Annotated in this window: 19 protein-coding genes and 1 tRNA gene; 1 reads left to right on the plus strand and 19 read right to left on the minus strand. The window is 73.6% G+C overall.

Annotated elements, in window-relative coordinates:
• Positions 1-49 precede the first annotated feature (49 nt).
• Positions 50-955, minus strand: coding sequence for an alpha/beta fold hydrolase (locus tag ABTZ03_RS01575; RefSeq protein ID WP_350510820.1), 906 nt, complete (start codon positions 953-955; stop codon positions 50-52).
• Positions 956-1,244: 289 nt separating this feature from the next.
• Here ABTZ03_RS01575 and ABTZ03_RS01580 point away from each other — a divergent pair, with 289 nt between their 5' ends.
• Positions 1,245-2,234 carry an aldo/keto reductase gene (locus tag ABTZ03_RS01580; protein ID WP_350510821.1) on the plus strand — a complete coding sequence of 330 codons (990 nt, stop codon included), beginning with the start codon at positions 1,245-1,247 and terminating at the stop codon, positions 2,232-2,234.
• A gap of 23 nt (positions 2,235-2,257) precedes the next feature.
• Here ABTZ03_RS01580 and ABTZ03_RS01585 read toward each other — a convergent pair whose 3' ends face one another.
• The 18 genes from ABTZ03_RS01585 to ABTZ03_RS01665 form a co-directional block, all read right to left on the minus strand.
• Positions 2,258-2,974 (minus strand): flavodoxin family protein, encoded by a 717-nt coding sequence (locus ABTZ03_RS01585; protein ID WP_350510822.1) that lies wholly within the window; start codon positions 2,972-2,974, stop codon positions 2,258-2,260.
• Between the two features lie 117 nt (positions 2,975-3,091).
• A complete protein-coding gene (locus tag ABTZ03_RS01590; RefSeq protein WP_350510823.1) occupies positions 3,092-4,159 on the minus strand; it encodes an NAD(+)/NADH kinase in 1,068 nt (355 codons plus the stop codon).
• A gap of 204 nt (positions 4,160-4,363) precedes the next feature.
• The gene (locus tag ABTZ03_RS01595) at positions 4,364-6,106 is read right to left on the minus strand and encodes a DUF885 domain-containing protein (protein ID WP_350510824.1); all 1,743 of its coding nucleotides are present in this window, start codon (positions 6,104-6,106) and stop codon (positions 4,364-4,366) included.
• Positions 6,107-6,188: 82 nt separating this feature from the next.
• A complete protein-coding gene (locus ABTZ03_RS01600; protein WP_350510825.1) occupies positions 6,189-7,847 on the minus strand; it encodes a phospholipase D-like domain-containing protein in 1,659 nt (552 codons plus the stop codon).
• A 227-nt stretch (positions 7,848-8,074) separates the two neighbouring features.
• A tRNA-Met gene (locus ABTZ03_RS01605) sits at positions 8,075-8,148 on the minus strand.
• A gap of 75 nt (positions 8,149-8,223) precedes the next feature.
• Positions 8,224-9,303 (minus strand): hydrogenase expression/formation protein HypE, encoded by a 1,080-nt coding sequence (hypE, locus tag ABTZ03_RS01610; RefSeq protein ID WP_350510826.1) that lies wholly within the window; start codon positions 9,301-9,303, stop codon positions 8,224-8,226.
• The gene (hypD, locus tag ABTZ03_RS01615; protein WP_350510827.1) at positions 9,296-10,420 is read right to left on the minus strand and encodes a hydrogenase formation protein HypD; all 1,125 of its coding nucleotides are present in this window, start codon (positions 10,418-10,420) and stop codon (positions 9,296-9,298) included. The genes hypE and hypD overlap by 8 nt, the downstream gene beginning before the upstream one ends.
• A complete protein-coding gene (locus tag ABTZ03_RS01620; protein ID WP_350510828.1) occupies positions 10,417-10,776 on the minus strand; it encodes a HypC/HybG/HupF family hydrogenase formation chaperone in 360 nt (119 codons plus the stop codon). Before ABTZ03_RS01620 ends, hypD begins: the two co-directional genes overlap by 4 nt.
• Positions 10,777-10,782: 6 nt before the next feature.
• Positions 10,783-13,089, minus strand: coding sequence for a carbamoyltransferase HypF (gene hypF, locus ABTZ03_RS01625; RefSeq protein WP_350510829.1), 2,307 nt, complete (start codon positions 13,087-13,089; stop codon positions 10,783-10,785).
• Complete coding sequence (hypB, locus tag ABTZ03_RS01630; protein WP_350510830.1) at positions 13,086-13,907, minus strand: hydrogenase nickel incorporation protein HypB; 822 nt, start codon at positions 13,905-13,907, stop codon at positions 13,086-13,088. Before hypB ends, hypF begins: the two co-directional genes overlap by 4 nt.
• 5 nt (positions 13,908-13,912) lie before the next feature.
• On the minus strand, positions 13,913-14,287 hold the full coding sequence (hypA, locus tag ABTZ03_RS01635; protein ID WP_350510831.1) for a hydrogenase maturation nickel metallochaperone HypA: 375 nt from the start codon (positions 14,285-14,287) through the stop codon (positions 13,913-13,915).
• 116 nt (positions 14,288-14,403) lie between these two features.
• Positions 14,404-14,508 carry a DUF6893 family small protein gene (locus ABTZ03_RS44210; RefSeq protein WP_502894363.1) on the minus strand — a complete coding sequence of 35 codons (105 nt, stop codon included), beginning with the start codon at positions 14,506-14,508 and terminating at the stop codon, positions 14,404-14,406.
• A complete protein-coding gene (locus ABTZ03_RS01640) occupies positions 14,502-15,011 on the minus strand; it encodes a hydrogenase maturation protease (protein WP_350510832.1) in 510 nt (169 codons plus the stop codon). Before ABTZ03_RS01640 ends, ABTZ03_RS44210 begins: the two co-directional genes overlap by 7 nt.
• A complete protein-coding gene (locus ABTZ03_RS01645; protein WP_350510833.1) occupies positions 15,008-16,378 on the minus strand; it encodes a hypothetical protein in 1,371 nt (456 codons plus the stop codon). Before ABTZ03_RS01645 ends, ABTZ03_RS01640 begins: the two co-directional genes overlap by 4 nt.
• Positions 16,375-17,019 carry a DUF6084 family protein gene (locus tag ABTZ03_RS01650; RefSeq protein WP_350510834.1) on the minus strand — a complete coding sequence of 215 codons (645 nt, stop codon included), beginning with the start codon at positions 17,017-17,019 and terminating at the stop codon, positions 16,375-16,377. Before ABTZ03_RS01650 ends, ABTZ03_RS01645 begins: the two co-directional genes overlap by 4 nt.
• The gene (locus tag ABTZ03_RS01655) at positions 17,016-17,663 is read right to left on the minus strand and encodes a DUF5947 family protein (protein WP_402419836.1); all 648 of its coding nucleotides are present in this window, start codon (positions 17,661-17,663) and stop codon (positions 17,016-17,018) included. Before ABTZ03_RS01655 ends, ABTZ03_RS01650 begins: the two co-directional genes overlap by 4 nt.
• On the minus strand, positions 17,660-18,127 hold the full coding sequence (locus tag ABTZ03_RS01660) for a NifU-related iron-sulfur-binding protein (RefSeq protein ID WP_350510835.1): 468 nt from the start codon (positions 18,125-18,127) through the stop codon (positions 17,660-17,662). Before ABTZ03_RS01660 ends, ABTZ03_RS01655 begins: the two co-directional genes overlap by 4 nt.
• Positions 18,124-19,911 (minus strand): nickel-dependent hydrogenase large subunit, encoded by a 1,788-nt coding sequence (locus ABTZ03_RS01665; RefSeq protein ID WP_350510836.1) that lies wholly within the window; start codon positions 19,909-19,911, stop codon positions 18,124-18,126. The genes ABTZ03_RS01660 and ABTZ03_RS01665 overlap by 4 nt, the downstream gene beginning before the upstream one ends.
• Positions 19,912-19,969 lie beyond the last annotated feature (58 nt).

Genomic DNA, 19,969 nt, shown 5'->3' on the forward strand with positions numbered 1-19,969 from the left:
CGGCCACGCGCCGAGGCGTGGGGGGAAGCCCCCACGCCTCCCTGGCACCTCACCCCAGACCCAGCACCGCCTCCGCGAAGGCCCCCGGCGCCTCCTGCGGCACGTTGTGCCCCACCCCGGGCAGCGTCCGGACCTCGCACGGCCCGGTGAACCGCTCGGTGCCGGTCTGATCCACGGCGGGGATCACCCCGTTCTCCTCGCCCACCAGGACCACCGTGGGCGCCGCGATCGACGGCCGGGCCGCCAACACCTCCTCCAACTCCCGGTAGCGCGGGTCGCCTTCGACCAATCCGAAGCGATGCCGGTAGGAGTGGATCACGACGTCCACGAAGTCCGGGTTGTGCAGACTGGCCGCCGAGGCCGCGAACGCCTCCTCCACCCCCGCCCACGTCGGCGACCAGAGCCGCCAGAGCAGCCCGCACAGCTCCTCACGGTTCCGCTCCAGCCCCTGGCGGCCCCGCTCGGAATGAAAGTAGTACTGGTACCAGAGGTTGCGCTCCGCCTCCGGCGAGGCCGGCTCCATCGCCCGGGCGATGTCCTGAACGGTGTAGCCACCCGCCGCGACCAGGCCCTCGACCCGCTCCGGCCACAACGCCGCCGCCGCACAGGCCGCCCGCCCACCCCAGTCGTAACCGGCGACCACGGCCCGCTCGATCCCCAGCGCGTCCATGAACTCCACCAGATCCTGCGCCAGCGCGGCCTGCTGCCCGCTACGCACCGCCCCCTCCGCCAGGAACCGCGTCGGCCCGTACCCCCGCAGGTACGGCACCAGCACCTCCCGCCCGGCCCCGGCGAGCAGCCCCGCAACCTCGTCGTAGGCCCGCACGTCGTACGGAAAACCGTGCAGCAGGATCACCGGAACATCGGACGCCCGCCCGCGCTCACCGACCCGGTGATAGGCGATCTCCAGCACCGGCGTCGCCACCCGGTGCAGGTCGTAGGAAGTCGAAGTCATCCGGCCATGCTCGCACGGCCCGAAGCGGGCACGGTCGCGGGTCAACACAGGTACTGCTCCGACCACATGAGCGCCCTGCGCACACAAGTCGACCCCGACATCGGACCCGACCGCGGCACCATGACACGGCGTGGCCCCGGTACACCGAACCGGCCGCGCCGGTCCGCCTCCGGAGGTCCCCGGCGCCATAGGGTCCTCCTCGAAGAGACGGGGCCGACCGGTCGCCCGAACCGGGGCGTCGGAAGGCCTCGTGCCACGGGATCGACACGACGAAGGGCTGACACGCCACATGCGACAGCGCAGTCTGCGGGACCTCCAGGTGTCGGCCATCGGCCTCGGCTGCATGGGGATGTCCGCCTTCTACGGCACGGCCGACCAGGACGAGGGCGTCGCAACCATCCGGCGCGCCCTGGACCTCGGCATCACCTTCCTCGACACGGCGCAGGTCTACGGACCGCTCACCAACGAGTCCCTGGTCGGCGAGGCCATCCGGGGTCACCGCGACGAGTACGTGATCGCCACGAAGTTCAACTACCGCATGGACGGCGCGGTTCCGGGTGACATGTCGACCGTCGGCCGCCAGGACGGTTCCGCCGAGCACGTCCGCAGTTCCGTCCACGGTTCGCTCACGCGGCTCGGCACCGACCGCATCGACCTGTACTACCAGCACCGGGTCGACCCGAACGTGCCCATCGAGGAAACCGTCGGCGCCCTCGGCGAATTGGTCGCCGAGGGCAAGGTCCGGCACATCGGACTGAGCGAGGCCAGCGCGGAGACCATCCGCCGCGCCCACGCCGTCCACCCGGTCACCGCCGTCCAGAGCGAGTACTCGCTCTGGAGCCGGGATGTGGAGGCCGAGGTCCTCCCCGCCTGCCGGCAACTCGGCATCGGCTTCGTACCGTACTCCCCACTCGGCCGCGGCTTCCTCGCGGGCCGCTTCAGCTCCCCCGACGAGCTGGACCGGGACGACTTCCGCCGCACCAACCCGCGCTTCGCCGAGGCCAATCTGGCGGCCAACCTGCAGCTCGCGGAGAAGGTGAAGGAGATCGCCGCCGAGAAGGACGTCACCCCGGCCCAGCTGGCGATCGCCTGGGTCCTGACCCGCGGCGAGAACGTCGTGCCGATCCCCGGCACCAAGCGCCGCACCTATCTGGAGCAGAACGCGGGCGCAATCGACGTCGAACTGACCGATGAGGACCTGGCCCGCATCGACGCCGAGCTGCCCGAGGCGGCGGGCGAGCGCTACGACGAGGACGGGATGCGGGCAGTGAACCGCTGACCGACCGGTCCGACGACGGTGGTTCAGCGGTGTTCGGGGTTCTCGAAGTCGAAGCGGCAGCCGGCGTCCCACTCGGAACGCTGGTTGCCGTGGGCCGGGATGCCGCCGGCGTCCTTGAGCATGCGGGCGAGGTGGAGCTGGTTCCAGGTCATGAAGGTGGTGTTGCGGTTGCTGAAGTCGTTCTCCGGGCCGCCCGACCCGGGATCGAGATACGACGGCCCGGGGCCGGCCTCGCCGACCCAACCCGCGTCGGCCTGGGGCGGGATGGTGTAGCCCAGGTGTTGGAGGCTGTAGAGCACGTTCATCGCGCAGTGCTTGGCGCCGTCCTCGTTGCCGGTGATCAGGCAGCCGCCGACCCGCCCGTAATAGGCGTACTGGCCCTCGGCGTTGAGGATCGACGAGCAGGCGTACAACCGCTCGATGACCTTCTTCATCACGGAGGAGTTGTCCCCCAGCCACACCGGTCCCGCGAGTGTCAGGATGTCGGCGGCCATCACCTGGGAGTAGATCACCGGCCACTCGTCGGTCTCCCAGCCGTGCTCGGTCATGTCCGGCCAGACGCCCGTCGCGATGTCGATGTCGACCGCTCGGAGGACCTCGACCGCGACGCCCTGGCGTTCCAGGATTCCGGTGCTGACGTCGATCAGGCCCTGGGTGTGGCTGCGCTCCGGGGAGCGCTTGAGGGTGCAGTTGATCACCAGGGCACGCAGGTCGGTGTAGGACGTCGTCGGGTCCGGCATGGGTTCCTCACTCGGAGCGGTCGGGAGACCGGCGGGGTCGCGGACTCCCGGCACAGCTCACCAGCCGGGCCGTCCGGGCGCTCGCGGGGCTGGGCCGGTCGCCTGACGGCGCACCGCTCACCGGGCCGCCGTCGGCGGCGGCAGCCGCAGGCCGGCCAGGTCCGGGGGGACGCAGGAGTCGGGGCGGAAGAAGTAGGGGGCCGCCTCCCCGTCGGTCGCGGTGGCGGGCGCGTCGGTGAGCCGGAAACGGTCCCGGAGGCGCCCGTAGAAGTCGGTGGGCCGGAGGCGGACGAGCCGTACGCGTTGCGGGGCGCGGTACACGCCGATCCAGTCGCCCGGGTCGAGGACGCCCCGCAGCCGGCCGTCGATGCTGACGGCGGCGCGGCCGGAGTGCGGCAGGACGCGCAGTGCGATCGGTTCGTCGGGGGCGGCCACGACGGTGCGGTTGAAGGTCATGTGGGCGGCGATCGGGGTGAAGACGACGGCGTCCATGTGCGGGGAGAGCACGGGTCCGCCGGCGGCGAAGCTGTAGGCGGTGGAGCCGGTCGGGGTGGCGACGACGAGGGCGTCGGCGGAGTAGGCGGCCAGCAGCCGGCCGGAGATGTAGACACCGGCGCTCACCTGGTGGTCCCGGGCGAGCTTCTCCACCACCACGTCGTTGAGGGCGTTGACGTCGAGGGGCAGGCCCCAGCCGTCGCCCGCGGTGCTCTCCGGTCGCACCTGCGGTGGCGGCAGGGCCGGGCCGCGGCCGTAGGTGAGGAACGCCTCCAGTTCCGCGGGCACCTCCGGCGGCCGGGAGGCCCGCAGGGTCAGGGTCATCCGCTCCTCGACCGGGGCGTGGCCGCCGTGGACGGCGTCGAGCGCGGCGGCGATGTCGCAGGCCGGCACCTCGGTGAGGAAGCCGACCTTGCCGAGGTCGACGCCGAGCACGGTGGCACCGGTCTTGACGGCGATCCGGGCGCCGCGCAGGAAGGTCCCGTCCCCGCCCAGGGTGACGACCAGGTCGGGGTCCCCGGCGGCGCGGGCTTCCTCGCGGGCGGAGCGGCGGTGCTGCTCCGCGGACCACACGTCGATCTCGGTGCACCGGACGCCGTGCGCCTCGCACCAGCCGTGCACGACGCGCGCGGCGTCCCGGGCGGCGGCCCGGCCCTGGTGGACCACCAGTCCGACACGGTGCACGGGCATGACGGACCTCGCCTGGTTCCCTCGTTCCACGGCGCCGCCCGCCGGACTGCGGGGCCGCCTGTTCCCACCGGGCCCATCCTGGCCCCTCCCCGTGCGATCGGCCCGCCGAGTTACCGCACCCCCATTGCAGTATTAGTGCAACAGTGTTGCCCTAGCTGCACGAGCATCCACCCGCACACCTGGGCCCGCCGAGGGGGCGCCCGGTCAGACCTCGGCGAGGCGGGCGGCCAGCGCGTCCAGGCCGAAGGAGCCGTGGGCGAGCACCCGGGAGTGCCAGGCCCGGAGGTCGAAGTCCGCGCCCTGTCGGCGCCGGGCGGCCTCCCGGCCCTCCAGCCAGACGCGTTCGCCGAGCTTGTAGCCGATGGCCTGGCCGGGCCAGCCGAGGTAGCGGTTGATCTCGGAGGCACGGCGCGGGAACTCGCTGCCGTGGTGGGCGGCCATGAACCCGTCCGCGAGGGCGGGGGTCCAGCGCTCGCCGGCGTGGCCGCTCCACTCCTCGGTGGCCGCGCCGGCGGGGACGGCGAGTTCCAGGTGCATGCCGAGGTCGACGATCACCCGGATGATCCGCAGCATCTGCTTGTCCAGGTAGCCGAGCCGGCGGGCCGGGTCGGTCAGGAAGCCCAGTTCGTCCATCAGCCGCTCGGCGTACAGCGCCCAGCCCTCCTTGTCGGCGCTGACCGCCCCGAGGGTGATCTGGTACGTGCTGAGCCGGTCGGCGCAGGCCGTCCAGCGGGCGGTCTGCAGGTGGTGGCCCGGCACGCCCTCGTGGTACCAGGTGCTGACCAGCTGCCAGGTGGGGAAGGACGTCCGGCCGAGGGTGGGCAGGTAGGTGCGGCCGGGACGGCTGAAGTCCAGACTGGGGCCGTTGTAGTAGGGCGCGCCCGAGCTGCCCGGCGGCGCGATCCTGGTCTCCACCCGGCGCATCGCCCCGGTGATGTCGAAGTGGGTGCCGTCCAGGGCGTCGATCGCCTCGTCGATGACCTGCTGGAGCCAGGCGCGGACGTTCTCCTCGCCCTCGACGGCGTGGCCGTGCCGGTTGAGGTGCGCCATGGTGGCCCGGACGCCCGCGCCGGGGAGGATCCGCTCCGCCTCGACCCGCATCTCGGCGACCGTGCGGTGGAACTCCTCCCAGGCCCAGGCGTACGCCTCCGCCGGGTCGGTGTCGGCGCCGTTGGACCAGCGGGCGGCACGCAGGTAGCGCTCACGGCCGACGGCGTCCGGGGTGCCGTCGGCGGCGGGCAGATAGGTGTCGCGCAGCCAGTCGCGGAAGGCCGCCGTCGCGGCGGTCGCACGCTCGGCGGCGGTGTCGAGTTCGCTCCGCAGTGCGGCGGGGCCGCCCGCCGCGAACCCGGTGAACCAGCTCGCGCCGCCGTTCCCCCGCCCGGTCCAGGCGTCCAGTTGGGCGATCACCGCGCGGGCCTGCCGGGGTGCGCTCAGCAGCCCGCGGCCGATGCCCTCGGCGAGGGTGGCCCGGTAGCCGTCCAAGGCGCCCGACACCCCGCGCAGCCGCCCGGCGACGGCGGCCCACTGCTCCTCGGTGTCGGTCGGCATCATGGTGAGGATTCCCCGCACCTGGTGCAGTGGCGAGTTGACGTTGCGCAGCGCCCGGAAGTGGTCCCCGGCCTCGTGCACCGCGAGTTCGGCGGTGAGCCGCTCCCGCAGCAGCCCGGCGCAGTCCCGCTCGGCGGGATCGCCGCCGGGGTCGTCACCGCGGTCGTCGCCGAGATCGTTGCCGGGACCGTCACCGGGAGCAGCGGCCGCGTCGAGCACCGCGAGTGTCCTGCGGGCCAGTTCGGCCCGCGCCTCGAAGCCCTCCGGCGACAGGTCCGGCTGCCGGTCGTCGCCGGGGTGCAGACCCAGTCTGGTCGCGGTCGCCGGGTCGAGTTCGGCGACCCGTGCGACGTGCTCGTCGGCGATCGTGCGGGCGGACTTCGGCGTCTCGGGCATGCCCCCATGCTCGCTCAGCGGTCGACCGGCCGTCCAGGGTGCCGGACTTCGGACACCCCGGACGGCCGGTCGGCCCGCGGGATCAGCCCTGGCAGATCCCCCGGCTGTAGTCGAAGGTCGCCGCGGCCTGCGAGTACTGCCACTGCGGGGCGAGCAGCTGGGCGTCCAACTGCGCTGCGGCGGTGCGGTTCTCGACCACGTAGCCGAAGTCCTGCAGCCAGGCCGGGTACAGGTTCTTGGAGCCGATGAAGAAGGCCGACCCGTCGACCGAGACCAGCTTGTGGTGCAGCGCGTACGGGTGGCCGTCGGCCCAGGTCGGGGTGGACGCGGCCCGGAACGGGGCGAGTTGGAGGTTGCGGCACATCGTGGTCCGGGCCTTGGCCGGGTCGCCGAGGCGGGCGGTGAGCCGGGCGGCGAGGGTGTCGCTGATCTCGTTCAGCGACCTGATCTGCGAGTAGCCGCCGCTGCCGACCGTGCCCCGGTTGGCGGGGTCGCTGACCACGATGCGGACCTTCACGCCGTCGGCGAGCTTGCCCGCCAGTTGGTCGAAGAGCCGCACGTCGTAGCGGGGCATCGGCGGGCAGGTGCCGGTCATGTCCTGCTGGGAGATGTCGATCCGGCTGCCGGCACCGGCGATCAGCGCGCGCAGCGCGCTCTCCTCCGGGTTGACCGCCGCGTAGTCGCGGTCGTCGTTGGTGCGGTCGCGCAGGCCGATCGGGCCGCACTTGACGTCGTCGACGGCGGGCAGCGGGCCCGGACGGTAGTCGGAGGCGGGGTCGGTGTCGCGGATCCCGACGCCCAGGCCGCCGACGGCGATCACCGGCAGGGTGCCGGTGGCCGGCACCTGGGCGGCCGGCGGGTTGAGCCGCTGCTCCAGGTCCGGGGTGCACCCGGCGCCGTTGGTGGAGGCGAACCAGGCGGCCGAGAGGAGGCCGCTGTTGCGGCAGGTCCAGTCCCACAGGGTGTCCAGGTAGGCGCCGGCGGAGGCGGCGGCCGGGCCGGTCAGCGCGAGGTCGACGTCGCTCACCGGGTGGGCGGTGTCCAGGTAGTCGTTCTTCCAGTTGTTGATCCCGCCGGTGATGACGCTCTGCCCGTCGACGACCAGCAGCTTGGAGTGGTTCCAGGAGAACGCCGTCTTCGCGGTGGTCATCGAGGCCACCTCGACGGTCACGCCGCGCGCGGCGCCGCCGAGCCGGGCCACCAGGTCGTCCCGGTACTTCGAGGGCAGCGCGGTGATGTTGTACAGCGGCGCGGCCCCGGCCAGGATCCGCACGTGCGGGGTGTTGCCCGCGGCCACCGACGCCTTGAGGCCGTCCGCGATGGCGTCCTGGAACGCACCGTCCGGGAAGGGCGCGAGAGTTGATATGTCGACGGTCCGGGTGGCCCGGCCGATGTTCTCCCTCATCTTGTCCAACAGCCGCTTGGTGCCTGCCCGTTCGGTGCAGGAGGCGTCGCCCCAGCACCCCGGCGTCTGCAGCAGCCAGCCGCCCGGGTCGCCGGCCGGCGCGTCCAGCCGGTTGCCGGCCGTCCGCTGCCACACCGTCCCCTCCGTCCCGGGAGACACCTGGCGCAGGGCCTGCTCGACCGCGTCCAGGTAGGGAGTGGCATCCGCCTGGGCAGCGGGGGCGGGGGCCGGTTCGGCGAACGCGGGGGCGACGGGCAGCAGGGCGACGGCGGCGACGAGGGCCAGCGCGGAACCGGCCAGACGGCGGCCGGAACGGCGGGACTGGTGAGAGAGCACGTACGAGTCCTTCAAAGGAGGCCGGGGACGTTCACCCGGACGACTCCTTTAAATTACCTTAAGTTAACCTGATGTGGCGTCATGGTCCCATCAAACCCGCCGATTCGGCCTGACACGGGCTCAGGAGCACGGGACGGACGGAGGAAACCACGGGGTCGGCACACACCCGCGCAACGCAAAGAAGCCGGGGCCGACGCAACAAGTGCGTCGACCCCGGCTTCTGCTAGTAGCGGGGACAGGATTTGAACCTGCGACCTCTGGGTTATGAGCCCAGCGAGCTACCGAGCTGCTCCACCCCGCGTCGGTGAGACCACTGTAGGCGACAACCCGGCCGAAACGGAAATCGTCAACCGCCCCACCCTCCCCCACACCGGGCTCAGCAGATCCGCGGCAGCTGCTCCCCGATCGGCAGGTCGACCACCCGGGTGCCGCCGAAGCCGGTCCGGGCGACGACCATCCCGGGGTGGTCCTCGACGCACTCGCCGATCACCACCGCCTCCGCGCCCAGCGGGTGCGCCCGCATCGCGGCGAGCACGGCCTCCGCCTCGCCGCGCGGGACGAAGGCGACCAGCTTGCCCTCGTTCGCGACGTACATCGGATCCAGGCCGAGCAGGCCGCAGGCGTTGGCCACCGGCTCCGGGACCGGCACGGCCCGCTCGCTCACCACGACCCCCACCCCGGCCGCCGCCGCGATCTCGTTGAGCGCCGCCGCCAGTCCGCCCCGGGTGGGGTCGCGCAGCACGTGCAGATCGCGGGTCGCCGCCAGCATCGCCCCGACCAGGCCGCCCAGCGCCGCGCAGTCGCTGCGCACCTCGACCCCGAACTCCAGCCCCTCCCGGACGCTCATGATCGCCACCCCGTGCAGCCCGATCGGCCCGCTGACGATCACCACGTCGCCCGGCCGGGCCCGCTGCGGCCGGATGTCCACCCCGGCCGGGACGAGCCCGATGCCGGCGGTGTTCAGGTAGACGCCGTCCCCGTGCCCGGCCTCGACCACCTTGGTGTCCCCGGTGGCCACCTCCACCCCGGCGGTACGGGCGGCGGCGCCGAGCGCCCGGGCCACCCGGTCGACCACCGCCATCTCCACCCCCTCCTCCAGGATGAAGCCGCAGGACAGGTAGGCCGCCCGGGCCCCGCTCATGGCCAGGTCGTTGACCGTGCCGTTGACCGCGAGGTCCCCGATGCAGCCGCCGGGGAAGAACAGCGGCCGCACAACGTAGGAGTCGGTGGAGAAGGCCAGCCGGGCGCCGCCCAGCTCCAGCACGGCGGAGTCGCCGAGGCCCGCCAGCGCCGGACCGCCGAACGCGGGCGCGAAGAGGTTCTCCACCAGCTCGGCGGACATCGCCCCGCCGCCCCCGTGGCCCATCACCACCCGGGGGTGGTCGCGCAGCGGCAGCGGGCAGCTCCAGCCGGAGAAGTCGGGCGCGGGTTCCGTCAGGATCTCGGTGTCAGCCAACGGGGCTCGCCTCCTGGGCGGGGTTCGGCGCGCTCAGCCGCCGGTAGAGGTAGTACGCGGCGCAGGCCCCTTCGCTGGAGACCATGGTGGCGCCGAGCGGGGTGCGCGGGGTGCAGACCGTGCCGAAGGCCTCGCACTGGTGGGGCTTCAGCAGGCCTTGCAGCACCTCACCGGCCCGGCACTGGGCGGGCTCGCTGGTCCGGATGCCCGCGACGTCGAAGCGGTGCTCGGCGTCGTGGTCCCGGTAGGCCGGGGCGAGCCGCCAGCCACTGCGCGGGATCACGCCGATGCCCCGCCAGGGGCGGTCGGTCACCTCGAAGACGTCCTCCAGCATCGCCCGGGCGGCCGGGTTGCCCTCCGCCCGGACGGCCCGCGGGTAGGCGTTGTCGACGGTGTGCTCGCCGCGCTCCAACTGCCGTACGGTGCGCCGGATTCCTTCCAGGATGTCCAGCGGCTCGAAGCCGGTGACCACGATCGGCACCCGGTGGCGCTCGGCGAGCGCCGGGTACTCGGCGGTGCCCATCACGCTGCACACGTGCCCGGCGGCCAGGAAGGCCTGCACCCGGCAGTCCGGCGAGGCCATGATCGCGTCGATCGCCGGGGGCACCCGGACGTGCGAGACCAGCATGCTGAAGTTGCCCACGCCCTGCTTCCGGGCCTGGTGGACGGCCATCGCGTTGGGCGGGGCGGTGGTCTCGAAGCCGATGCCGAAGAAGACCACCTCCCGGTCCGGGTTCTCCCGGGCGATCCGCAGCGCGTCCAGCGGCGAGTACACCACCCGGACGTCACCGCCCTCGCCCCGGACCCGGAACAGGTCGCGGTCGGTGCCGGGCACCCGCAGCATGTCCCCGAAGGAGCAGAAGATCACCTCGGGCCGGGCGGCGATCGCCAGCGCCCGGTCGATCACCTCCAGCGGGGTGACGCACACCGGGCAGCCCGGACCGTGGATCAACTCGACCTCGTCCGGCAGGAGTTGGTCGATGGCGTGCCGGATGATGCTGTGCGTCTGGCCGCCGCACACCTCCATCAGCGCCCACGGCCGGGTGACCGTCGCCCTGATGTCGGCGAGCAGGCCCGCCGCCAGCTCGGGGTTGCGGAACTCCTCCAGGTACTTCACCGCTCGCCGCCCTCCTCGACCATGCCGGCCGCTCCCGCCGGCCCGACCGCCGGCCCGACCGCCGGCCCGTCCGACGGCCCGTCCGACGGCCCGTCCGCCGCCGCTTCCCACGGGTCGCCGAACTCCTCCTGCAGCAGCCCGAGTTCCTCGAACAGCGCCAGGGTCCGCCGGGCCGACTCCTCGTCCAGGCGCTGCAGCGCGAAGCCCACGTGGACGATCGCGTACTCCCCCACCCCCAGATCGGGCAGGTACTCCAGGCACACGTCCTTGACCACCCCGCCGAAGTCCATCACCGCCATCCGGGTCCCGTCCCGCTCCCCGATCTCCGTCACCCTGCCGGGCACCGCCAGGCACATCCGCTCTCACTCCTCCCGGGCGGCCGACGACCGGCCGGCCACCATCAGCTGGCCGAGCGCCAGCCCTCCGTCGTTGGGCGGCACCCGGCGGTGCCGCAGCACGGTGAAGCCGTCCTCCCCGAGGCCGCGCGCGCAGGCCGAGGAGAGCAGCGCGTTGGCGAAGACGCCGCCGCTGAGCGCGACCGTGCCGGTGCCGTGCCGGTCCCGGACGACCGCGCAGATCCGCCGGACCAGGTCGGCCACCGCGGTGTGGAAGCGCGCGGCGACCAGCCCGACCGGTGCGCCCGCCGTCACGTCCGCGACCACCCCGGCCAGCACCGGTCCGGGATCGGCGGTCCAGCCGTCCCGGCGGGCGTCCAGCCCGAAGTCGTAGCCCGCGGCCGGGCCGAACTCCGCGGCCGCCGCCTCCAGTTCGATCGCCGCCTGGGCCTCGTACCCGGCCCGGTGGCAGATCCCGGCCAGCGAGGACACCGCGTCGAACAGCCGGCCCATGCTGGAGGTCGGCACGCAGTTCAGCCCGCGCGCCAACTGACGTTCCAGCAGCCGCAGTTCCTCGTCCGGGCAGGCCCGGACCGGCGGCAGCCCGGCGGCCCAGGGCAGCCCGGCCGCGCGCAGGTGGGCGAGCGCCGTCCGGTACGGGCGCCGCACCGCGGCGTCCCCGCCCGGCAGCGGTACGTAGTCGAGGTGGGCGAGGCGGCGGAAGCCGTCGTAGTCGGCCAGCAGCACCTCGCCGCCCCAGATCGCGCCGTCCTCGCCGTAGCCGGTGCCGTCGAAGGCCACCCCGAGCACCGGGCGGCCGCCGTCCAGTCCGTGTTCGGCCAGCACTGCGGCGATGTGGGCGTGGTGGTGCTGCACCCGGCGCAGCGGCCGGCCGGCGGCGGTGCGCTCGGCGTGCCGGACCGAGCGGTAGCCGGGATGCCGGTCGGCGACCAGCAGGTCGGGCCGCACCCCGCTGACCGTGCCGAGCTGCTCGACGGCGCGGTCGAAGGCGCGCAGGGTGGCCAGGTCGTCCATGTCGCCGATGTGCCCGGACAGCCAGGCGTAGCCGTCCCGGGCCAGCGCGAAGGCGTTCTTGAGGTCGCCGCCGACCGCGAGCACCGGCCGGACCGGCACCGGCAGCGGGAGCGGCAGCGGGGCGTACCCGCGCGAGCGGCGCAGCGGCAGCAGTTCGCCGTCCACCACCCGCACCACCGAGTCCTCGCAGGGCACGTGGATCGGCCGGTCGTGGCTGAGCCAGCCGTCCACCAGCGGGGCGAGCGCGGTGAGCGCCTGCCGGTCGTCGGTGACGATCGGCTCCCCGGAGAGGTTGGCGCTGGTCATCACCAGCAGGTCGGGCCCGGGGGCGGCGAGCAGCAGGTGGTGCAGCGGGGTGTACGGGAGCAGCACCCCGAGGTCGGGGCTGCCGGGGGCGACCGCCGGGAGTTCCGCCGCGAAGCCGCCGGGGCGGCGCAGCAGGACGATCGGCCGGACCGGGCCGGTGAGCAGTTCCCGCTCGACCGGCCCGAGCGGCCGTAGTTCCTCGACGGTGGCGAGGTCGCGGGCCATCACCGCGAAGGGCTTGTCGCCACGCCGCTTGCGCCGGCGCAGCAGGGCGACGGCCGCGGTGTCGCGCGCGTCGCAGGCGAGGTGGTAGCCGCCGATGCCCTTGACGGCGAGGACCGCCCCGTCGGCCAGCAGCCGCCGGGCCTCGCCGAGGGCGTCCTCGCCGTCGAGGGCGGCCCGCCCGGACACGGTCAGGGTGAGCCGGGGGCCGCAGGCGTGGCAGGCGACGGGCTGGGCGTGGAAGCGGCGGTCGGCGGGGTCGGCGTACTCGCGGGCGCAGTCCGGGCACATCGGGAAGCCGGCCATGGTGGTGTTGCCGCGGTCGTACGGCAGGCCGGTCACGATGGTGTGCCGGGGGCCGCAGTTGGTGCAGCTGATGAACGGGTGCCGGTGGCGCCGGTCGGCCGGGTCGGTGAGTTCGGCCAGGCAGTCGGCGCAGGTCGCCACGTCGGGCGGGATCAGGGTGGCGCGCGGGCCGTCGGTGCGGGAGGGGGTGATGGTGAAGCCGGGGGTGCCGGTGGCGGCGAGCGGCGCGTGCTCGATCGAGGCGACCCGGGCGAGCGGGGGCGCGTCGGCGGCCAGCCGGTGGCAGAACGCGTCCAGGGCCGCCGGGCTGCCCTCGACCTCGGCGAGCACGCCCTCGCCGGTGTTGGTGACGCTGCCGTCGAGCCCCAGCTCCCCGGCCAGCGCGAAGACGAACGGCCGGAAGCCGACGCCCTGCACCAGGCCGCGGACGGCGACTCGGCGCCGCTCACGGTCGAGCGCGGTCACGGGGTCTCCGGCGCCGCGTGGTGGTGCCCCGCGGGTGTCCCGTGCCCATGCCCGTCGTGCGCGTGCCCCTCGTCCGTGTGCCCGTCGTGCGCGTGCCCGCCGTGGACGTGCCCGTCGTGCCCGGCCGCCGCCATCACCGGCCGGTGCGGCACCGCGCCGTCCAGCACGCCCGACGCCCGCTCCAGCAGCGTCCCGACCCCCTCCCCGCTGCGCGCCGAGGTGCGCACCACCTCCACCCCGGGGTTGACCCGCTGGACGTTCGCCAGGAACGTCGCCTCGTCGAACTCCACCGCCGCGGCGATGTCCGTCTTGGTCACCAGGACGAGGTTGGCCAGCCCGAACGCGGTCGGGTACTTCAGTGGCTTGTCCTCGCCCTCGGTGACCGAGGCCAGCACCACCCGCAGCGTCTCGCCGAGGTCGTAGGAGGCCGGGCAGACCAGGTTGCCGACGTTCTCCACGAACAGCAGCCGGCAGTCCTCGGGCAGCCAGCCGTCCAGGTGCCCGGCCAGCATCCGCGCCTCCAGGTGGCAGAGCCCGTCGGTCAGCACCTGCTTCACCGGCGCGCCCGAACGGGCCAGCCGTAGCGCGTCGTTCTCGGTGGCGAGGTCGGCGGTGAGCGCGGCGACCGGGATCCCGCGCCGCCGGGCGAGCCCCAACTCGGCCTCCAGCAGGGCGGTTTTGCCGCTGCCCGGGCTGGAGAGCAGATTGACCGCGGCGGTGCCGCGGGCGGCGAGCGCGGCCCGCAGGCCGCGGGCGCTGTCGTCGTTGCGGGCGAGGACCGCCCGCCGGAGGTCGACCGTGTGGCCCGTCTCGCACATCGGGATCAGCCTTTCTGCCCGGCCGGCGGGCGCCGGGCCCACTCGACGTCGAGGATCTGGAGCTCGCGCCCGGCGAGCAGGTGGACGTTGCCGCCGGTACGGCAGTTCGGGCAGCCGAGGTCCGGCGGCATGCCGACGGCCCATTCGACCGCGCAGGGCGCGCAGCGGGCCCGCGCCGTCACCGGCTCGGTGTCCAGCGCCGCGCCCTCCACCAGGGTTCCGGCGCAGGCCAGTTCGAAGCAGAAGTCGAGGGCCTCGGCGACCACCCCGGCCAACTCGCCCACCTGCAACCGCACTCGCGCCACCCCGGGGGCCCCGTGCCGCCGGGCGGCCTCGTCCACCTGCTCGACGACGGCGGCGGCGATCGACATCTCGTGCATCGGTCCCTTCCCACGGCGGGCGGCAACGCGCCCCATTACAGGGGTCGGTGGCGGCCACGGCCCGAAGCCGCGCCGCCACCGCACCCGGGGCTGCACCGTTCGCAGCAATCCGCGACTCACATCCGGGAGATCTTCAGGTACCGCTTGAGGTCCGGCAGGCTCTGCCAGACCAGCGCGCCGATCCCGGTCAGCAGGACCGCGCAGAACAGTTTCCTCAGCATGGTGTCGTCCTCCTCTCCGGCTGCGTGCTCTCCTCCGCCACGACCCGGAGCACCATCCGGACGGCCTGCTCGACGGCGGCGGCGACGGGTTCGCTCAGCCCGATGCCCTCCTCCAGCGACGCCGGTTCGCAGCCGACCACCAGCACCCGTTCCGGCGCCGAGCCCCCGGTGCCGGCCGCGAGCGTGGCGAGCAGCCCGAGGACGGCGTCCGGGCCCATCCGGTGGCCGTCCAGGACGGGCACCTCCAGCGGTTCGGCGGCCGCCTCGATCAGGTAGACGGTGCCAGGTGCGCCGCCGCGGCAGGTGGCGTCCACCAGGACGGCGGTGCGGTAGCCGTCGAGCAGCCGGTAGGCCAGGTCGACGCCGCGCACCCCGACGTCGACCAGCTCGACGCCCGCCGGCAGCGGGTGGGCGGCCAGCCGCCGGACGGTCTCGACGCCGAAGCCGTCGTCGCCGAGGAAGATGTTGCCGACCCCGGCGACCAGCACCTTCCCGTCCGTCATGACTCCTCCAGCGGGGTGACCTCGTCGGGCTGGAAGTACCGGAAGCGCCCCTGGGCCCGCCAGAGGTCCGCGCCCGGGTCGTCCTCCACCGTGACGGCCAGGTGCACCGAGCCGTCGACGTCGTGCAGGACCGCCTCGACGACGCCGGTCCGCCCGGCCAGGAAGAGGTCCTGGGCGTCGGTGCGTCGCCGTCCGGGTCGCAGCACCACCCGGCTGCCCGCGCCGACCGACCGGCCGTCGACCAGCACCCGGTCCCGCTCGGGATCCACCGTCGGGTCGCCGCCCGGGTCCCACCAGGGCTGCTCGGGGCCGGAGTCGCCGGTGATCTCGCGCAGCCCCCGGACCGCGCCGTGCAGCCGTTCCAGCACCTCGGGCGGCATCGACTCGGCCAGGTCGACCACCGCACCGGCCCGGTCGTCGGTGCCCCGGGCCTCGCGCTTCTCGTCCTCGGTCAGGGCCGCCGTGCGCAGCGCCAGGATCTCGTCGATCTCGGTGGCGTCGTAGAGGGTGCCGAGGCTCTCCGGGGCGATCCTCGGATGGTCCTCCAGGATGATCGGCGAGGACAGCAGCACCCGGTTGTCGCCGTCGGCGCCGGCCAGCACCGGCCAGGTGTGCTTGTTGCGGCAGCGCTGGACGGCCGGGCGGGCCCACTCGGGCGGGTCGGTGACCGAGAGGAAGCGGCCGTGCTCCAGTCCGAGCAGCAGGTGGACGGAGACCAGGGAGCGCGGCAGCGCCTCCTCGCGGCCGGCCTTGCGGCGCGGCGTCCAGGTGGAGGCGTTCTCCACCTCGACGGTGAGCCGCTGGGCGCGGTACGGGCCGGGCAGTTCCTCGACCCGCAACCGCACCAGCCCGTCGACCTGTTCGCGCCGCCGCACCAGCCGGCCGACCGCCGTGCCCTGCTCGTGCAGCAGCTCGGTGCTGCCGACGCCCGGCAGCCGGAAGCCGTGCTGCTGCCCTCCCGTGCCGGTCAACTCCTCGACCGGCAGCAGCAGTTCGATTCGCTCCTCGACGCCCTCGTCCCATTCGACCAGCACCCGGTCGGCCAGCTCCAGCCGCTCCACCGGCTCGAACTGCCCGTTGGCGGTGGCCTGTTCGACGGTGCGCCGCTGGACCCGCAGGAAGCGCAGCTCGACCGCCAGCCGGTCGTCGGCGCGCGCCTCCATCACGCATTCGGTGCGCTGGTGGGAGTGCTCGCCGCCCTGTGCGGTGTACTCGGGCGGCACCAGGACGCCGAACTGCCAGCGCAGCCGGTTCTTGGCGGCCGAGGCGCGGTAGGGGTAGAGCACATAGCCCTCCAGCAGCACCGCGTCGGCGATCTGCCGGGCGGCCGCGAAGCCGCGCTCGATGCCCTCGGGGAAGCCGTTCACCGGGCCCCCTCCGCCACCTCGGCGCCGGCCAGCAGTTCGCGCACCGTCGCCTCCCAGGAGGGCAGCGCCCGGCGGGAGCGGTAGGCCAGCAGTTCGTCGAGGACGTCCTCGGGCAGCCGCAGCCAGCCGCAGCCGGGGAAGTGCCGGTCGACGGCCTCCCGCCAGACCCGGACCGGCATCCGCACCCGGGCCTCCTTGTCCCAGGGCACGGGGGTGACCTGGAAGCCGCCGGGCCCGGCGAAGGCGGTGCCGGAGAACAGCAGCAGCAGCGGCACCTCGCCGCCGTCCAGTGCCCGGAAGTACCGGGCGCCGGCCACCTCCAGGTCGTAGCTGGCCGGGACGACGAGGTCGGCCTCGGTCTCCCCGGTGAAGCCGGGCACCAGCAGCGGCACGGTGGCGAACTGGATCGGGTTGAGCGTGGTCGCCCAGCGCTCCCGGCCGCCGAACAGGTCGGTCAGCCGCTCGCCCTCGGCGTCGCCGTACGGCCGGCGGGCGGGTTCGATCCGCAGCTGGCACTGCAGTGCGAGGGCGTGCACCTGGGTGTCGGCGGGCGCCGTGATCCGCAGCCGGAGCACCAGGGTGGGCCCGGCCGCGTACGGGTCGGAGCGCACCCCGGTGCAGGCGAAGCCGAGCGTCGTCACGCCGTCACCGCCGTCGGCAGCGGGCGGGCCCGGACGGTCAACTGCCCGAAGAACGCGTCCAGTTCGGCCTGCGCCTCGGCTCCGCCGTCGAAGCCGTGCCAGCACCGCCGGAGCCGGCCGACCAGTTCATAGCAGACGTCGATCGGCACCAGGAAGCAGGCCACCCGCCCCTCCGTGCGGCGCAGCAGCAGCGCCTCCACGTCCGGTTCCAGGGCGGCGGCCAGCCGGTTCGCGCCCAGGGCGCGCTGCCAGGCCTCCTGGTCCACCTCGCTCTCGGTGGCGCCGGCCGGCCCGGGGTAGAAGGCGAGCAGCCGGTCCAGCACGGCGTTGCGGAACAGGAAGACGGTGCCGACCGGGACGCCCAGCACCGACCAGGCCCGCTCGTCGACCGTGCCGTCCGGGTCGGTGAGGACCCGGTCCGGGACGGTGCGGTAGCGGCCGCCGGCCGCGCCCGGCTGCTCGAACAGCAGGCCGCAGGCGGTGCAGCTGCAGGCCAGCGCGCGGTCCTCGACGTCGACCAGGTGGCGGTGGCCGGGGGGCAGGTCGCGGCCGCACAGGCCGCACTGCTCGGGGCGCGGCGGGGCCGGCTCGCGCAGTCGGCGCAGCAGGGCGGTCCCGTCCCGGGAGACCCTGCGGGTGTTCACCGGGCCTCCGCGGGCTGCGGCGGGCGGCTGCCGATCTGGAGCAGTTGCGGGGCGCGCTCCAGGTCCAGGGCGGTCACCTCGGGCACGTGGCGGGCGAGGGCGGCCTCCACCTCCTGTTCCCCGCAGCCGCAGCCGGTGGCCGTGCGGCGCAGCCGCAGGGCGCCGGTCGCGGGGTCGAAGCCGAGCACCTCGATCCGCTCGGGCAGGTCGGCCAGCGCCCGGCCGATCCGGGCGGTCACGTCCTCGGGGTGCAGGTCGTGCAGGAGCAGCAGCCCGGCGACCGCCGGGTCGTCCAGCATCCGTTCCAGGGCGGGCGGCGGCAGCGCCGGAACGAGTCTGGCCAGCCCCTCGCCGTAGAACTCCATCAGGTCGCGGACGAGTTGCTCGCCCGCCTGCTCGGCGCCGCTGCCGGCCAGTGCGTCCAGGGCCTGCTGGATCCGCAGCCCGGTCTGTTCGGCCGTCATGCGGTGAGCCCGCTCAGGCCGGTGGGCACGTGCATGGTCTTCAGGGTACGGCCGTTGCCGACGTACATGTGCACGCCGCAGGGCAGACAGGGGTCGAAGCTGCGCACGGCGCGCATGATGTCGATGCCCTTGAAGTTCTCCGGGGAGTTCTCCTCGAAGATCGGGGTGTTCTGCACCGCGTCCTCGTACGGTCCGGGCGTGCCGTAGCTGTCCCGCACGCTGGCGTTCCACGGGGTGGGCGGGTACGGGTGGTAGTTGGCGATCTTGCCGTCGCGGATCACCATGTGGTGCGAGAGCACGCCGCGCACGGCCTCGGTGAAACCGCAGCCGATGGACTCGTCCGGGACCTCGAAGCGCTCCCAGGTCTGGCTGCGCCCGGCGCGGACCTCGTCGAGCGCCTTCTCGGCGAAGTGCAGGGCGGCGGCGGCCGCGTAGGCCTGGAAGTAGGTGCGGGCGCGGTTGCGCTCGATGGCGTTGCTCCACTGCGGGATCTTCCACTCGAAGCTGACCTCGGGCTTGGTCATCGAGCGGGGCAGGTTGATCACGACGCTGTGGCCGGTGGCCTTGACGTAGCCGATGTCGACCAGGCCGGAGAGCGCGGTGGACCACAGTCGGGCGATCGGGCCGCCGCCGGTGTCCAGGGCGAGGTGGTCCTTGCCGTCGAACCAGCGCGGGGACATCACCCAGCTGTACTTGTCGTCGAAGTTGCGCTTCTGCGGCTGGGGGATGGTGTGCTGGTTCCACGGGTGCCGGGGGTCGACCGGGTTGCCGAGCGGGTCGTGGGTGACGAACTGTTCCTTGCCCTGCCAGTCCTCGTAGTAGGAGCTGCCGAGCAGGATCCGGATGCCGAGGTTAATCTGCGTCAGGTCGTTGGTGACCAGCTTGCCGTCCACCACGACGCCGGGGGTGACGAACATCCGTCGGCCCCAGTCGGTCATGTTGCGGTAGGTGAAGTCGCAGTGGTCGGGGTCGTTGAGGCTGCCCCAGCAGCCGAGCAGGACCCGGCGCCGGCCGACCTCCTCGTAGCCGGGCAGCGCCTGGTAGAAGAAGTCGAAGAGGTCGTCGTGCAGCGGCACGACCTTCTTCATGAACTCGACGTAGCGCATCAGCCGGGTCAGGTAGTCGGTGAACAGCTGCACGGTGGCGACCGTGCCGACGCCGCCCGGGTAGAGCGTGGAGGGGTGCACGTGGCGGCCCTCCATCAGGCAGAACATCTCCCGGGTGTACCGGCTGACCTGGAGCGCCTCGCGGTAGAACTCGCCCTCGATCGGGTTGAGCGAGCGCATGATGTCGGCGATGGTCTTGTAGCCGTGGTCGCCGGCGTGCGGGGCCTCGGTGCGTTCGGCGAGTTCGAGGACGCCCGGGTTGGTCTCGCGGACCATCTTCTCGCAGTAGTCGACCCCGACCAGGTTCTCCTGGAAGATGTTGTGGTCGAACATGTACTCGGCGGCCTCGCCGAGGTTGATGATCCATTCGCCCAGGTGCGGGGGCTTCACCCCGTAGGCCATGTTCTGGGTGTAGACCGAGCAGGTGGCGTGGTTGTCGCCGCAGATCCCGCAGATCCGGCTGGTGATGAAGTGGGCGTCGCGCGGGTCCTTGCCGCGCATGAAGACGCTGTAGCCGCGGAAGACCGAGGAGGTGCTGTAGCACTCCGCGACCCGCTTCTGCTTGAAGTCGATCTTCGTGTGGATGCCCAGGCTGCCCACGATCCGGGTGATCGGATCCCACGACATCTCGGTCAGGCCGCTGCCGTCGCCGGCCGCCCTGGTCGTCGGTGTTGCCATCGTCTCTGCGTTTCCTTGTCTACGGGGTCTGCGGGTTCCACTGGCCGGGCGGCGGCCG

Source organism: Kitasatospora sp. NPDC096077, from assembly GCF_040303245.1.
In the GTDB taxonomy this organism is placed as follows: domain Bacteria; phylum Actinomycetota; class Actinomycetes; order Streptomycetales; family Streptomycetaceae; genus Kitasatospora.

Bases quoted from the DNA above. Each gene is read 5' to 3' on its own strand.
- ABTZ03_RS01575 (WP_350510820.1), bottom strand. From the start codon at position 955: ATGACTTCGACTTCCTACGACCTGCACCGGGTGGCGACGCCGGTGCTG.
- ABTZ03_RS01580 (WP_350510821.1), top strand. From the start codon at position 1,245: ATGCGACAGCGCAGTCTGCGGGACCTCCAGGTGTCGGCCATCGGCCTC.
- ABTZ03_RS01585 (WP_350510822.1), bottom strand. From the start codon at position 2,974: ATGCCGGACCCGACGACGTCCTACACCGACCTGCGTGCCCTGGTGATC.
- ABTZ03_RS01590 (WP_350510823.1), bottom strand. From the start codon at position 4,159: ATGCCCGTGCACCGTGTCGGACTGGTGGTCCACCAGGGCCGGGCCGCC.
- ABTZ03_RS01595 (WP_350510824.1), bottom strand. From the start codon at position 6,106: ATGCCCGAGACGCCGAAGTCCGCCCGCACGATCGCCGACGAGCACGTC.
- ABTZ03_RS01620 (WP_350510828.1), bottom strand. From the start codon at position 10,776: ATGTGCCTGGCGGTGCCCGGCAGGGTGACGGAGATCGGGGAGCGGGAC.
- hypB (WP_350510830.1), bottom strand. From the start codon at position 13,907: ATGTGCGAGACGGGCCACACGGTCGACCTCCGGCGGGCGGTCCTCGCC.
- hypA (WP_350510831.1), bottom strand. From the start codon at position 14,287: ATGCACGAGATGTCGATCGCCGCCGCCGTCGTCGAGCAGGTGGACGAG.
- ABTZ03_RS44210 (WP_502894363.1), bottom strand. From the start codon at position 14,508: ATGCTGAGGAAACTGTTCTGCGCGGTCCTGCTGACCGGGATCGGCGCG.
- ABTZ03_RS01640 (WP_350510832.1), bottom strand. From the start codon at position 15,011: ATGACGGACGGGAAGGTGCTGGTCGCCGGGGTCGGCAACATCTTCCTC.
- ABTZ03_RS01660 (WP_350510835.1), bottom strand. From the start codon at position 18,127: ATGACGGCCGAACAGACCGGGCTGCGGATCCAGCAGGCCCTGGACGCA.
- ABTZ03_RS01665 (WP_350510836.1), bottom strand. From the start codon at position 19,911: ATGGCAACACCGACGACCAGGGCGGCCGGCGACGGCAGCGGCCTGACC.